The 13,956-nt window shown below is 53.9% G+C and carries 15 protein-coding genes; 12 read left to right on the top strand and 3 right to left on the bottom strand.

What is annotated here, in order from left to right; all coding sequences use genetic code 11:
* The first annotated feature begins 115 nt into the window (after positions 1-115).
* On the top strand, positions 116-436 hold the full coding sequence (locus ABRZ26_RS20650) for a phage tail assembly protein (RefSeq protein ID WP_319606058.1): 321 nt from the start codon (positions 116-118) through the stop codon (positions 434-436).
* A gap of 59 nt (positions 437-495) precedes the next feature.
* On the opposite strand, the gene ABRZ26_RS20640 is transcribed toward ABRZ26_RS20650, so the two are convergent.
* Positions 496-765: a hypothetical protein gene (locus tag ABRZ26_RS20640; protein ID WP_319605995.1), complete on the bottom strand. Its 270-nt coding sequence runs from the start codon at positions 763-765 to the stop codon at positions 496-498.
* A 41-nt stretch (positions 766-806) separates the two neighbouring features.
* Here ABRZ26_RS20640 and ABRZ26_RS20635 point away from each other — a divergent pair, with 41 nt between their 5' ends.
* The 10 genes from ABRZ26_RS20635 (at position 807) to ABRZ26_RS20590 (ending at position 11,579) form a co-directional block, all read left to right on the top strand.
* Complete coding sequence (locus ABRZ26_RS20635; RefSeq protein ID WP_319605994.1) at positions 807-3,431, top strand: phage tail tape measure protein; 2,625 nt, start codon at positions 807-809, stop codon at positions 3,429-3,431.
* A complete protein-coding gene (locus ABRZ26_RS20630) occupies positions 3,431-4,315 on the top strand; it encodes a phage tail protein (protein ID WP_319605993.1) in 885 nt (294 codons plus the stop codon). Before ABRZ26_RS20635 ends, ABRZ26_RS20630 begins: the two co-directional genes overlap by 1 nt.
* Entirely contained in the window at positions 4,315-4,527 is a 213-nt protein-coding gene (locus ABRZ26_RS20625) for a tail protein X (RefSeq protein ID WP_319605992.1), read from the top strand. Before ABRZ26_RS20630 ends, ABRZ26_RS20625 begins: the two co-directional genes overlap by 1 nt.
* Positions 4,515-5,660 carry a phage late control D family protein gene (locus tag ABRZ26_RS20620; RefSeq protein ID WP_319605991.1) on the top strand — a complete coding sequence of 382 codons (1,146 nt, stop codon included), beginning with the start codon at positions 4,515-4,517 and terminating at the stop codon, positions 5,658-5,660. The genes ABRZ26_RS20625 and ABRZ26_RS20620 overlap by 13 nt, the downstream gene beginning before the upstream one ends.
* Positions 5,657-6,250, top strand: coding sequence for a phage baseplate assembly protein V (locus tag ABRZ26_RS20615; RefSeq protein ID WP_319605990.1), 594 nt, complete (start codon positions 5,657-5,659; stop codon positions 6,248-6,250). Before ABRZ26_RS20620 ends, ABRZ26_RS20615 begins: the two co-directional genes overlap by 4 nt.
* A gap of 26 nt (positions 6,251-6,276) precedes the next feature.
* Positions 6,277-7,122, top strand: coding sequence for an AbiJ-NTD4 domain-containing protein (locus tag ABRZ26_RS20610; protein ID WP_319605989.1), 846 nt, complete (start codon positions 6,277-6,279; stop codon positions 7,120-7,122).
* A 66-nt stretch (positions 7,123-7,188) separates the two neighbouring features.
* Positions 7,189-7,536 carry a GPW/gp25 family protein gene (locus ABRZ26_RS20605; RefSeq protein WP_319605988.1) on the top strand — a complete coding sequence of 116 codons (348 nt, stop codon included), beginning with the start codon at positions 7,189-7,191 and terminating at the stop codon, positions 7,534-7,536.
* On the top strand, positions 7,527-8,633 hold the full coding sequence (locus tag ABRZ26_RS20600; RefSeq protein WP_319605987.1) for a baseplate assembly protein: 1,107 nt from the start codon (positions 7,527-7,529) through the stop codon (positions 8,631-8,633). Before ABRZ26_RS20605 ends, ABRZ26_RS20600 begins: the two co-directional genes overlap by 10 nt.
* The gene (locus ABRZ26_RS20595) at positions 8,626-9,201 is read left to right on the top strand and encodes a phage tail protein I (RefSeq protein ID WP_009113959.1); all 576 of its coding nucleotides are present in this window, start codon (positions 8,626-8,628) and stop codon (positions 9,199-9,201) included. The genes ABRZ26_RS20600 and ABRZ26_RS20595 overlap by 8 nt, the downstream gene beginning before the upstream one ends.
* A gap of 2 nt (positions 9,202-9,203) precedes the next feature.
* Positions 9,204-11,579 (top strand): phage tail fiber protein, encoded by a 2,376-nt coding sequence (locus ABRZ26_RS20590; RefSeq protein ID WP_319605986.1) that lies wholly within the window; start codon positions 9,204-9,206, stop codon positions 11,577-11,579.
* Between the two features lie 33 nt (positions 11,580-11,612).
* Here the strand turns inward: ABRZ26_RS20590 and ABRZ26_RS20585 are convergent, their stop codons facing one another.
* Positions 11,613-12,380 (bottom strand): CatB-related O-acetyltransferase, encoded by a 768-nt coding sequence (locus tag ABRZ26_RS20585; protein WP_319605985.1) that lies wholly within the window; start codon positions 12,378-12,380, stop codon positions 11,613-11,615.
* A 271-nt stretch (positions 12,381-12,651) separates the two neighbouring features.
* A complete protein-coding gene (locus ABRZ26_RS20580) occupies positions 12,652-12,924 on the bottom strand; it encodes a helix-turn-helix domain-containing protein (protein ID WP_319605984.1) in 273 nt (90 codons plus the stop codon).
* Between the two features lie 330 nt (positions 12,925-13,254).
* On the opposite strand from ABRZ26_RS20580, the gene ABRZ26_RS20575 reads away from it, so the two are divergent.
* Positions 13,255-13,920, top strand: a complete 666-nt coding sequence (locus ABRZ26_RS20575) for a LysR substrate-binding domain-containing protein (RefSeq protein WP_319605983.1) — start codon at positions 13,255-13,257, stop codon at positions 13,918-13,920.
* Positions 13,921-13,956: the final 36 nt, after the last annotated feature.

Below are 13,956 nucleotides of genomic sequence, written 5' to 3'. Positions count from 1 at the left end.
TCATTAGGGAGAGACGGCGATCTCTCCCTTTCTTTAAATCCCTTTAATAGTCGTATTCGTTCCCGCTTTTCATACTGTGCCTGAAATCTTACTTTCCCACATTCAGGAGCACATGATGTCAGAACAATCCTTTCCGCTATCCATTCCGTTTACCACCGCTGCCGGTATTCGCATTGACTCCCTCAATCTGCGCCGTTTGCAGGTCAAGGACCTGAAAGCGGTGCGTAAAATCAGTGATAACCCCGCCGACTGGGACGATCTGTTGATCGCCCGCGCCAGCGTTCTGCCGCCGGAAGATCTGGATAACATGGACCTGGCCGACTATCTGGCGTTGCAAAAACGATTTCAGCAACTTACCGGGGTGGCTGCATCATCCGAAAACCTTGATTCAGGCGCAGGGGCTGCTGGCGAGGTGGTTTCGGTTTCAACCGAGTGAGTTGAACGAGCTGGATCTGGAGGAGTTTGAGTGCTGGCTGGAGACGGCCAGCACACAGATTAAGCGTGAGAACGGCGATAGCGATTGAGCAGTGCGCCAATACCGGCAAAAACGGCGGCTAACAGATAGATGGCGGGTTGCAGGATAAATATAGCCAGCACTAACGCGATTGATAGCACCGTTGCACCGCCGCCGATCATCAACACCCACGTCAGTGGTTCGCTGCTGGCGTTAACGGTATAGATAACCAGTTGCACCAGCAGATAAAGATAAGCGCTGCCGACTGCTGTTATTAGCAATGCTTTGCATACTGCCAGCCCGTTTTCCATATCTTTATCCCCGTTCCACATAGTTAAAGGAAGAATACATCGTGGCCACTGAATTTTCCATAGGCGTGATCATCGGCGGTGCCATCTCCGGGGCGTTTCGCAGCGCGGTGACGGGAACCCGCCGTACGCTGGAGTCGATTGGCGAAACCACCCGCCGTTTACAGGAACGGCAAAATGGCCTGACGCGGGCAATGGAGCGCTACGGCCAGATTGGTTCCCGCGCCAGCCAGCGCATGAATAGTGATTTACAGCGTGTTGGCCGCACGATGGAACAACTTCAGCGTCAGCAAAATCGCCTCGCTTCAGCTGCTGCCATCAGTGACGCGGCGCGGGCCAACCGCATGTCGCTCTACGCCAAAGGCGCGGAAACCTACGCTGTGGCCAGAACGGTGGCCGCGCCGGTGATTCGTTCCGTCACCCAGTTTGCCGGCTTTGAATCCGGGTTGCGGGATATTGCGGTAACGGGCGATCTGGATAACGCTCAGGAGCAAAGAATTGGTATAGCTATCCGTCAGGCCGCGCGGAGAGTTAATCAGATACAGGAAGCGCTGCTTGGGGGCGTCGGGCAGTTGGTCGCTGATGGGATGGCCCCGGAACAGGCTGCGCCATTTGCCGGATTGTTGGGAAAAACCGCCACCGCCACCAAAGCCGATATGACCGATCTGGCTAAAATGACCTTTGCCTTCAGCGATGCGTTGAAAATCACCGATGCCAAAGAGCTGGAACAAGCCTTCGGTATGGCGGCGACGGGGGCAAAGCTGGGTTCGTTTGAACTGAAGGATATGTCGAAAGCCTTGCCGGGGCTGGCGAAGGCCTTTGCGGCGCGAGGGATCACCGGCAAAGAAGCGGTCACTCAGATTGTCGCCAGTCTGGAAGTGGCGAAAGGCAGTGGCTCCGCCGAGGAAGCCGTAACTAATATGAGCAACTGGCTGGCGGCAATGGGCAGAGGCGATACCATCCAGAAATACGAAAAAGCAGGCGTGGACTACACGAAGTCGATGCAAAGCTATGTCGCCAGCGGTTTCTCGCAGTATGAAGCCTCTCTGATGATTGCAGATAACTTTATCAAAGGGAAAGGCGATGCGTTCCTAAAGCAATTCCAGGCGGCGGGCGCGCAAGGCGATGCGGACGCTCAGCAGAAATTGATGGAGTCATTTGGTCTGTCTGAGGTTTTTACCGATATTCAAACCGTTAACCACCTGCTGTCGATGCGCCAGGGCTGGGATAAATATCAGTCCAATAAGCAGGCGATGAATAGTCCTGCTGCGCAAAGTACATTAGATACCGACTTCGCTAAACAAAACGACACGCTGGAAGCTCGCTGGCGACAAACGCAGATTACCGTTAATGACGCGGCTATCGGTATCGGGCAATCGTTGCGTCCGGCGCTGATCTCGCTGGGTGAAGCCATTATCCCTTTGCTCGATCAGGCGGCTAAATGGATTGCCGCCAACCCGGAAATCGTCAAAGGCGTGGTGACGGCCGCTGCCGGGTTACTGGCGTTTAAAGCGGCATCCATCGGCACCAAACTGGCGTTGAACCTGCTGCTATCCCCGGTGGTTGATTTGTGGAAAGGAGCGGTGCTTCTGCGCTCAAAATGGCTATTGCTCCGTGAGTCGTTTGGAGCCGGAGGCCGCGTACGGCAATGGCTGGGGATATTTACCCGGCTGAGCAACGGCGCATTATCGCTGGGCCGTCAACTCGGCAGTGGTCTGATGGGGGGGCTACGCCTGGCGGGCAACGGTCTGGCATGGTTGGGCCGGGGAGCAGCGCTACTGGGGCGCTTACTGGGCGGCACATTATTGCGCGGCATTACCCTCGTCGGTCGCGCTGTGCTGATACTGGGACGGGCGTTAATGCTGAATCCCATCGGCCTGCTAATCACCGGCATCGCCGTAGGCGCATACCTGATTTACCGCTACTGGGGGCCGATCAGCAACTGGTTCCGGGCGCGCTGGAACGATATCCGCACCGCCTTTAGCGGCGGTATCGGTGGCGTGTCTCGCTTAATCATTAACTGGTCGCCGCTGGGACTGTTTTATAAAGTCTTTGCCGGAGTGATGAAATATTTCGGCATTGATATGCCGAATAAATTCACCGAGTTCGGCGGCAATATTATCAGCGGGCTGGTTAACGGCATCCGTAATAGATGGCAAGCCGCCAAAGCCAGCGTGTCCGAATTGGGGAACAATATCTCCGGCTGGTTTGCCGACAAGCTCGGTATCCATTCGCCCAGCCGCGTGTTTATGGGATTCGGCGCCAATATCGTGCAGGGAGCCGCTATTGGCATTAGCCGTACCACGCCGCAGGCGGCACAGGCGGGACTGCAATTGGCGCGGGCGCTGATTCCCACAGTGCCTAAAATCAGCTTGCCAGCACTACCGCCATTACCTTCGTTACGCGCCAGAACGACAGCGAAAGCCTTACCGGAAGTCCCGGAGTTGCCCACTGGAACGGAAAATACGGTTGTCGGCCGTCGTGCTGGCCATCAGGCGGGCAACGCCAGCGGCGGTATTCGGGTGACGTTTTCGCCCAACATTTATATGGATGGTAAAAGATCCGCTTCAACGCCGGAAATCGCCAACGCATTGAATCTCAGTCTGCACGAATTGGAAAAAATGCTGGAGCGCATCATGACGCAACAACAACGCCGGGGGTATGCCTGATGTTTGCCGTTCTCGGAGATATTGAGTTTGAGTTAATCACCTATTGGGACGGCTTCGAGTCCACCTTTGGCGTCGATTATGCTGAACATAGCCGTATTGAAGGTAAACCGGGCTTACAGTTTATCGGTGAGCAACTGGATGAGTTTCGCATTAGCCTGGTATTCCACAGCATGTACTGTACGCCGGATAGCGAACTGGCCCGACTGCGTCGCGCCATGCAGGCGCATCAGGCGCTGGCGCTGGTATTCGGCAACGGCGACTATCGCGGCTGGTTCGTGGTTACAGCGGTGACGGCCAGCAGCCAGCAGACGGATGCGTCCGGCAATGTGATGGCTATGACGGCGGAAGTCACATTGCGCGAATATACTGGCGATCCGAAAAGCCCGCAGGTTCCCTCCGCGATTAAAAGCACCGTTCCGGGTAGCGGCGTTGTCACCGGCGCAGTGACCAAACCCAGCGGACTGGCGCAGTCGGTGCGCGATGCCGTGAGTAACGCCAAAAAAGCCCAGTCGGCACTGCAAACCGCTTCCAGTACGGTGCGCATGGTGCAAAAGATGGCGTCCAACCCGGCGATTGCGCTGACCCGCGTTCCCGGTCTGTTAACGCAAATCAGCGGCGTTGCCACGCCATTAGCCGCGTCGGTTCCCGCGCTGAGCGCCATCACCGAAACCTTCCCTGATGCCATTCGCGTCGCCAGAGCAACCAGTCAGGCAACCGACTTTGTTAACGCGGCGCGTGATTCCCTGGCGAACGTCGACAGCCGCAATATCGCCAGCGCATTGAACAGCGTTTCCGGCCAGTTTAATGCTGCTGGCACCTTACTTACCAACGTTTCACCGACGCTGAGCCAGATAACGGCGGCGATTGCCACGCGGAGGGTGTGATGTACATTGAGCATGTAACTAAAATGGGCGAGCGCTGGGATCTGCTGGCCAACCATTATTACGGCGACCCATTAGGGTATGACCGGATTATCGCCTCCAATCCGCATGTCGCCATCACGCCGGTGTTACCTTCCGGTATCGTGCTGCTGATCCCGCTGATTGCAGCGGATGAGGCGGTGACTGCCGAGGAGATCGCGCCGTGGTTACGTTAATTCAGCAGGCTAATCTTTCTCCGGGTATTTCCGGGGTACTTCAGCCGATCTTTTCTCTGTGGTATCTGCAACAGGATATCACCAGCGATATCGCGCCCTATGTCACCCGCGTCAGCTATAGCGACAATATCAAGTCGGAATCGGACACCATCGACGTCGAACTGGAGGATAGCGACGGTCGCTGGCTGGATAAATGGTATCCGGGCAAAGGCGATACGTTGACGCTGAAGCTGGGCTACAGCGGAGAAAAACTGCTGTCCTGCGGTACTTTCTCTATCGATGAAATCGAAGTCGGTGGGCCGCCGTCAACGGTATCGATTCGCGGCGTGGCCGCGTCGGTGAACTCGGCGCTGCGTACAAAATCCAGCCGGGGCTTTGAAAACACCACGTTGGCCGCTATCGCCAGCCGGATAGCCAAAAAGCACGACCTGAAACTGATCGGCGGCATCGAGCCGGTAAAGATTGATCGCGTAACCCAATATGCCGAAACCGACGTCGGCTTTCTTAAGCGGCTGGCGAGCGAGTACGGCTATGCGGTCAAGGTCGTCAGCGATCAACTGGTGTTCTCGCATCTGACCACGCTGCGCCAGCTCGATCCCGTCAGGCAACTGACGCCGCAGGACGTGGCCCGCTATTCGCTGCGCGATACCATCAACCGCGTGTACAAGTCGGCAAAGGTCAAGCATCAGAAAGCCAGCGATAAGAAACTGGTGGTGTATGAGGCGGACGGCAGTACGACGACCACGACGAAAAGCGGCGGCAAAGCCACCAGTGCGGATACGCTGAAGCTTAACAGCCGCGCAGCGGACAAAGACAGCGCGCAGCTTAAAGCCGATGCGGCACTGGATGGGCATAACGAGTACCAGCAGACCGGCTCAATAAGCCTGATGGGTACGCCGCAGCTCATCGCCGGCAACAAAATCGAGTTGGTGAAATTCGGTCAACTGTCGGGTCACTGGCTGATCACCTCCGCCCGGCATTCGTTTGACCGCAGCGGCGGTTATATCACTGAGATCGAGATTGCACGCGGCCCGGTCACCACCGGCAAATCGACGCGCAGTAAAAAGCAGAAATTAACGGTGTATAAACCGGACGGCACCACTGAAACCGTCACCAGGGAAAAGAAAAAATGAGCGTATCCCGCCAGGTAGGCACTATCAGCGCCGTTGACCCAAAGAACGTCCGCGCCCGCGTTCGCCTGCCTGAATGCGATAACCTTCGCACCAACTGGCTGGACGTGCTGCAACACAATACCCAGAACAATAAGGACTACTGGCTGCCCGACGTCGGTGAGCAGGTTGTCGTGCTGCTGGACGCCAACGGCGAAGACGGCGTGATCCTGGGCGCGGTCTATTCCAGCGTCGATACGCCGCCCATCAATAACCCGGACGCGCGCGGCGTTACCTATGCGGACAGCGCGGCGTTTTACTACGACCGCCAAACCCACACGCTGACGATTAACGGCGGTATCGAGCATATCGTGATTAGCTGCGGCGCGGACGTGACGGTCAAAACGCAAAAAGCCACCATTGACGCGCCGGAAACGGAAGTGACGGGCAATCTGCTGGTTAAAGGCAAATTCACCTATCAGGGCGGTATGGCGGGATCTGGCGGCAGCGGCGCGGCGGCGATTATTCAAGGGAATGTCAGCGTTGAGGGCGATATCGATGCCGGTGGTAAGATCATGGACAAGGGCGGCAACTCGAATCATCATACTCACTGAATATTATCTACTTTTCAGGTGAGCATATGCCGTCTTTTTCTCAGCGGATGGGAATCCGCCCGATGCAGAAAGCGATTCAGCGTGAATCAATGGATAATGAGTTGCGTATTGGTCTTTGGAATGTATTACAGATCTATGTTTGGGATAAATGGAAAACACAACCAGATCTTATTGAAACATTGTCGGAACAGATATGGGCTTTTTTCTTTAAGAAGGAAATAGACTCCTATCCTGATTTTTATTCATCATATTCTTATCAGGATGGTGCTCATGAAATTTTCAAAAAGTATATCCTGAAAGGACAATGGTATGATGTCTATGACTTTGTGGAAGCCATATTAAAACGGTTTCCTGTTCCTGATCATGATAAAAAAAATCTAATTCAAGCATTAAATTTTGTTTTTGAGACGGAAAACTCAGCCTATCGAATTATAGAAAATGAAATAGTGGAAATTACGGATAATCAGGAGATTGAAGCCATTGAAGATGCTATCAGCAATAGTCCTCAATCGGCAAAAGCACATCTTCAGCGAGCCTTAGAACTTCTCTCCGACCGTAAACAGCCCGACTACCGTAACTCCATCAAAGAGTCCATCTCCGCCGTTGAGTCAGTATGTAATACCATTTCTGGCGACTCGAAAGGTACGCTGGGTAAAAGCCTAAAACAAATTGAAACCTCTATTAGCCTGCATCCCAGCCTGAAAAACGCATTTTCAAGCCTGTACGGCTATACCAGCGATAGCGGCGGTATCCGGCATGCATTAATGGACGAATCGGCGCATCCTTCTTTTGCCGACGCCAAATTTATGCTGGTTGCCTGTAGCGCTTTCTGCAATTACCTATGGACGAAGGTGGCGGAAAACGGGCGCTAATTCCTGGCTTCTCCTTTTTAACTCCCTTTAATATCGGCCAATCCTTCCGGGGGCGATACTGCCCCCATGAATACTCACTCTGTTTTCTGGCAACCGGCCCTGCAACGCCCCGGCGAACTCGTCGAGGGTGTCGCCGATATCACGCAGGCCATCCACATCATTCTGCGCACGCCGCGCGGCAGCGATCCCCATCGTCCCGAATTCGGCAGCAATTTGCATCGCTACATCGACTATCCCATCGACCGGGCCGTTCCGCATGTGGTGCGTGAAGCGGTTGAGGCCATCAAACTCTGGGAGCCGCGTTGCAGATTACTGGCGGTCAAACCGCTAATCAGCGGCGAGCAGATGACGCTGCGCGTGAGCTGGGAAACCACCAGCGGCGTATTGCAGGCCACGGAGGTGTTATGGCGGTAACTGAAGAACCGATCTTTATTGCGCGTGACGCCGAGGCGATCACCGCCGAGATGATCGCCAAATATGAAGCCGATAGCGGAAAAACGCTCTATCCGGCGCAGGCGGAGCGCTTACTGATCGACCTGATCGCCTACCGGGAAATGCTGCTGCGCAGCGGCATTCAGGAAGCGGCGAAACAGAATCTGGTGCGCTATGCCCGCGCGCCGATGCTCGATTACCTCGGTGAACTGGTCGGCACTTACCGGCTGGCGGCTCAGGCGGCGCAAACCACGCTGCTTTTCAGCATTGAAGCCGCACTACTGACGGATACGCTGATTCCGGCCGGAACGCGCGTCAGCGCTTCAGACAGCATTGTGTTTGCTACCGATGGCGACGTGCTGATGAACGCGGGAGCGCTGAGTGCGACCATTAGCGCCACCTGTACGCAAACCGGCACCGCCGGGAATAACTGGCAGCCGGCGCAGGTCAGCACCCTGCTGGATGATATTGCCGATGTCGATTTCACGGTGATCAACACCGTCGCCAGTTCCGACGGCGCGGAAGAAGAAAGCGACGATCGGCTACGGGAACGCATTCAACTGGCGCCGGAGTCCTTCAGCACCGCGGGTTCAAGGTTGGCGTATCGCTATCATGCGCTGAGCGCGCACCCGGATATTGTCGATGTGGCGGTGGTCAGGGCTGAGCCGGGCGTCGTCCATCTCTATCCGCTGCTGTCTGGCGGGTTGCCCGATACCGCGCTGCTGGCGCAGGTGGAAAGCGTCTGTTCGGATGAGAAAGTGCGACCGCTGACCGATACGGTCGCCGCCAAAGCCCCCGTTGCGGTGGAGTATAGGCTCCATGCCCGGCTGACGCTTAAACGCAATGTTCAGACATTGCCTGTCAAACAGGAAGCGGAACGGGTAGCCTCCGACTGGGCGGAAAACCGCCGCGCAACGCTGGGGCAAGATATCGTCCCCAGCCAGATTATCGCCGCGTTATCGATCGATGGCATCTATAGCGTCGAGCTGTTATCCCCCGGATTAACGGTGCTGGATGACTGGCAACTCGCCGTTTGTACCGGTGTCGCCATCACCATTGCCGGAGTCGCCGATGAGTGACGTGCTGCTTCCTCCTCCGCTGGCCGCCGACGTCAGCTTCCGGTCGCTGGCGTCGCTCATCGACCGCTTTGACGCGCTGAAGCTGGAAGCGCTGATGGTCTATCTGGTCGATATCGTCGACAGCAGCGCGCTGGATTCGCTGGCCGAACAGTTCTCGCTGACCGAAGACGGCTGGCAACTGGCGGAATCCGAAGATGCGCGCCGGGCCATGATTAAATCGGCCATTGAGATGCACCGTTATAAAGGTACGCCGTGGGCGGTACGCGAGGTGATCCGTAGCCTGGGGTTCGGCGAAGTCGAACTGATCGAGCATATCGGACGGCTCAACTACGACGGCGTCCGCAGTTACAACGGCCATATGGTCTATGGCGATAAAACCCAATGGCCGGTCTACCGGGTATTGCTTCAACAGCCCATCACTAACGATCAGGCGCAGATGCTGCGCAATACCCTTGAGATGATCGCCCCCGCACGCTGCCAGTTGGCCAGTCTGGAATATTGGGGCGTTCCTATTCGCTACAACGAAACCGCATCGTATGACGGTAACTATAACCACGGGAGTGCATAAGTATGGCGAACTTGCCGGAAAAACAGGAATGGATTGACGGTATCTACCAACTGGAGACCTCAGACCCGGTAGTCGGCGGCCCCGGCGGCGTATCCAACCGACAGGCGGAACAACTGGCTGACCGTACCGCCTATCTGAAAAAGGAGCTGGAGAGCACCGGGGAAGATCTGCAAGCGCATATCAAAGCCACCGATCCGCATACGCAGTATGCGCCGAAAGTCAGCCCGGCATTGGCGGGAACGCCGACGGCGCCGACGGCGGTAGCGGGAGTCAATAATGCGCAGATCGCCACCACGGCCTATGTGATGGCCGCGATAGCCGCATTGGTTAATGGCTCCCCGGGGGCGCTGGATACGCTAAAAGAGCTGTCCGCTGCGTTAGGGAACGACCCTAATTTTTCGACCACTATCCTGAATAAGCTGGCGGAAAAGCTGGATAAAGCGCAAAACGGCGCGGATATTCCCGACAAAGCCAAATTTATGGCGAATGTCGGGTTAAAATCCGCTGCTACACGCACGGTAGGCTCAGGGGCCAGCGATATTCCCGATATCACTATTGGCGATGGGCGCTATTTAGGGAAAACCGCCACGGCGGCAGCGGCCACTAAATTAGCCGCCGCGAGAAAAATCGCCGGCGTGACGTTTGATGGCACGGCGGATATCGCAATCAATCCAGCTAACGTGGGTGCGTTACCTATCGCGGGCGGCACATTGACCGGTAACCTGATTTCGACGGTAGCCGATGCATTACGCCTTATTTATGGCGGATACGGTGCTATTTTTCGTAATGACGGAAGCGGTTTTTATATCCTGCTGACTAATAAGGATGCGGCCAGCGGAGCATTCAATAGCTTGCGGCCACTCCGAATTAACCTAGCTACAGGGGATATCGAATTCGGTCATACCGCAAATGCCTCGGTACTTCAGGAAAAAGGTCAGCGCGTCTACAGCCCCAATAATAAACCCTCAGCAGCGGATATCGGCGCATTGCCGGCTGGAGGGACGGCGGCGGCAGCCACCAAATTATCAATGGCACGGAAAATAGCCGGAGTAGCGTTCGATGGTACGGCGGATATCGCGTTGACACCGGCTAATGTGGGGGCGTTGCCTGCGGCGGGAACGGCGGCGGCGGCGACCAAATTGGCCTCCGCGCGCAAGATTAACGGTGTAGCGTTTGACGGCACCAGCGATATTAGTTTAACCCCGGCAAATATCGGCGCATTGGCAACCACTGGCGGAGATATGTCTGCATCAGCGCGTATTTCATGGAAGGGGGTAAATGACTACGGGCAAATAGGTTTCACCGACCGCAGTACTGCTTCACCAGCACATAGTTCGCTCTACTTCAAAGTGGGGGATGACTTACCGAATGGCGATGGCGATTATTTTCTGTGGCAGGCATTTACCGGTTCATTAGAGTCTCCGACCGCCACCGTGGATCTTATGAAGCTAAATGGTGTGGGTTTGTACTATAAAGGTAACCAGGTTTATCACACGGGTTATAAACCCACTGCCGCCGATGTTGGAGCCTTGCCTGCTGCGGGAACTGCTGCCGCTGCTACCAAACTTGCAACAGCACGTACCATCAATGGTGTGGCATTCGACGGGACGGCGAATATTTCTCTTACCCCGGCAAACGTCGGCGCGTTGCCTGTGGCGGGGACTGCCGCTGCCGCTACCAAGCTGGCGGCAGCACGCAAAATTAACGGTGTAGCATTTGATGGCACAAAAGATATTGATGTTGGAGCGGGACTGGGATTAAAACTGGTTGCGTTGTTACAGACGTCAGTTCATCGATTAGATGAGGTATCATTTAAGGCGATCGATGCGTCTACGTTGGAAGCCACATTCTCTTTTAATTCTCGAGGCCGTTTTATTGAGACAGGCGAAACGAAATTGTTGCTGCTCGATCAGTCTGCCACATCGTCACGATATCAACCGGTGGGAAAATTTGTCGTTACGTCAGTAAGCGCGCCGGCAAGCGACACAAAAGATACGACTATTCGTATTAATTATCCCTCACACGGTGTTACCACAGGGTCAACAAAAACATTCCGTCTGGGCGGTTTCATTTATAGAGAAGTTGGTTGCTCTTTCGATGGACACGTCAGTACCGTTGCAAACGTTACATTTGCGTACCTTATGACACTCAGCAATGCATTATCGTCAAAAAACGTACCTATCATGGCTTCATCGACCAGTGATGTATATACCTATAACAATACCTATGGCACCCGAACGTTGGCTACTGATAACCATGCGATGGTAATTAATGCTGAACAGGTTAATACCAAAACAATTAGTTTTAATGTTGTAGATAACAATACGGATGAAGCACTGCGTGTGGATATGCTTACGATTATGGTGTACGACATTTAATAAGATGGCTCTCTGGTGAGAGCCTATAACATGTTAACCAAGCTCTTTAAAAACTTTTGATAAATTTATCTTTTTGTACGAATGTTTAATGATATCGCCGTGATTAACTCTTTCCTCCAGCTTATCGATAAACGCATGGATATTCTTGGTTTCATCGGCAGGAATATCCGCTGGTTTGTAGTCCCACCATGCCAGTTCTTGCAGTTTGTGAATAACGTCTTTTTCAAATCTGAACCGAATGATCTTTGCAGGTACACCGGCGACAATCGCGTAAGGAGGGACGTCTTTGGTGACAACCGCGTTAGCGCCAATAACGGCTCCATTACCAATCGTTATGCCGCCCTTTAGCACGACGTTGCCACCAATCCAAACATCGTGACCGATGCTGGGAAGCGGCAAATTTTCGTTGAAGCAATCCCGGTGTCGCATACCGGATAGTCTGGCAAAATCATCATGGTATGTTATTGGGTTGGTCGTGAATCTGTCGGTGGGGTGCTGAGTTCCCATAAACGTAACGCCCTGGGCAATACTACAGTATCTCCCTATGCGCATTTCATTGGGTAACCGGCAGTCTGCATAGGAATATGCCCCCACTGAGCAAAAGCCTCTACGCGGCATCGTGGCAAAATTTTCGGCGAAAATATCACATGTAACGATGAAGGTTTTCCCTTTTTTGAACCACCAAGGCTTCCACTGTTTGTACACGCCTTTTATTTTCAGTGTGTGTTCCAGAAAGATATTCTCTGTAACGCAGAACTCTTCATGACGTGCGGTCCATCTGAAGCTGAGCGGATAATCCATTTTCCCTTTGCTTACCCCTAGAGTAGCTGTGCATGTAAGTTTATCGTAATGATATCGTCAGCTTTTTGACTTTCTTTAAATTGCTTGATGGAACAGTGAAATCGATCACAAGGGAATTAATGAGAGGGGATTATTGCTGGGTAAGATCAAACCTCAAGGCGCGGATACCGAACTGACGATGACGAGCGTCAGGACCGGTTCATGAAACCGAACCAGCCCCGCTAACAATCAACTCAAATTCAGTCACGGCGGCAGTACGATTAAAAAATCACTACGCGGCAGGCTTGTGGCCTCGATCTCTGATTACTCTGGATATAGGACATCCGTTAGTATCGTAATATCGACTGGGCCAGATCTCCGATGGGGGAATGCCAAGCGCATTGGCGATCAATAATTCGCCTTTAGGCCAGGGCCGCAAAAGCGCGTTTGCCAAAGTGGAAGAACTCAATCCTGCCGCCCGCGAAACGGCGGCAAGCGTGGTTCCTTTCTTGCGTAAAGCGGCGATGATGTCGGCCGGATGCCAGTCGTTGTGCTGTATAGTCATATTCACTGCTCCCCTTCCTGGTGGCGATTCAGACAGGGTTTGCAGTACCGGCATGTGACCACCCGGCGCGGATTTCTCCGCCCCTGCCTGAACCGCCATTGAGGCGAGCACAGGCGCATCAGTTGAATAATTCACTGATGGGTCACAGTTCGGGGCTGCAAATCCCCGGCTCTGGATTTTGCCAGAGCAGTAATACGGTAAAGGGTTGAGGTGAAAAAGTGAAATTGTTTCTCATATACTGAAAAAAATTTCGTCGTCATTTATCTCACAGATCACGACGCATTTATCGCGCGAGGCATCAGATTGTTGCCCGCCGCCCGTGAGATCCTGATGCATTTGGACGACACCATCAGTACGATGAAGCGTCCCAGGCTTTCAGGCCGTATTCGGCTTGGCGTCCCGGATGATTTCCGGATTGCGGAGTTGCATGGCGCAATATCTCATTGCCTGTCGTTGAACCGGAATTTACGCATTGAAGTAGTTTCAGCGCTGTCGGCGCGTTTGCTGAAGCTATTGGCAAACCAGGATTTGGACGTCGCCATCTACAAGCACACAATAGAGAACGACGGAATAGGGCCTCACGAGGTATTGTGGCGGGAGCCACTGCACTGGGTCAGCCATGCCCCATTAGCGTTTCATGACGTTGAGGAAATTGCGCTTGTGTCTTTCCCCGATGGTTGCGCGTATCGTCACGTTGCATTACAGACGCTGGGAAATATTGGCAAACCCATTTTCCACGCCTACGAAAGCGCATCCTATGAAAATATCAGGAGAGCAATTTCAACGGGGCTGGGAATTGGAATTTTGCCACGTAGCGCCATTGGCCGGGATCACGTCATTCTGACACCCGTGGAGGGGTTTCCTGAGCTGCCAGAAGTGAAACTATCCATAAAGATAAATTCTGATGGCGACATGTTCGAACAATTTTCAAATTATTTGAGACAATCAGCAGCATTCACGCTGAGGGAGTCGGAACCTGTTTCCATAGCAGTCTGATTATTTGTCATATTCTGCTTCTGAAAATTCGTTGGA

Source organism: Brenneria sp. L4-2C (genome assembly GCF_040240335.1).
Lineage (GTDB): Bacteria > Pseudomonadota > Gammaproteobacteria > Enterobacterales > Enterobacteriaceae > Brenneria.
This window is presented reverse-complemented; position numbering and strand designations above follow the sequence as displayed.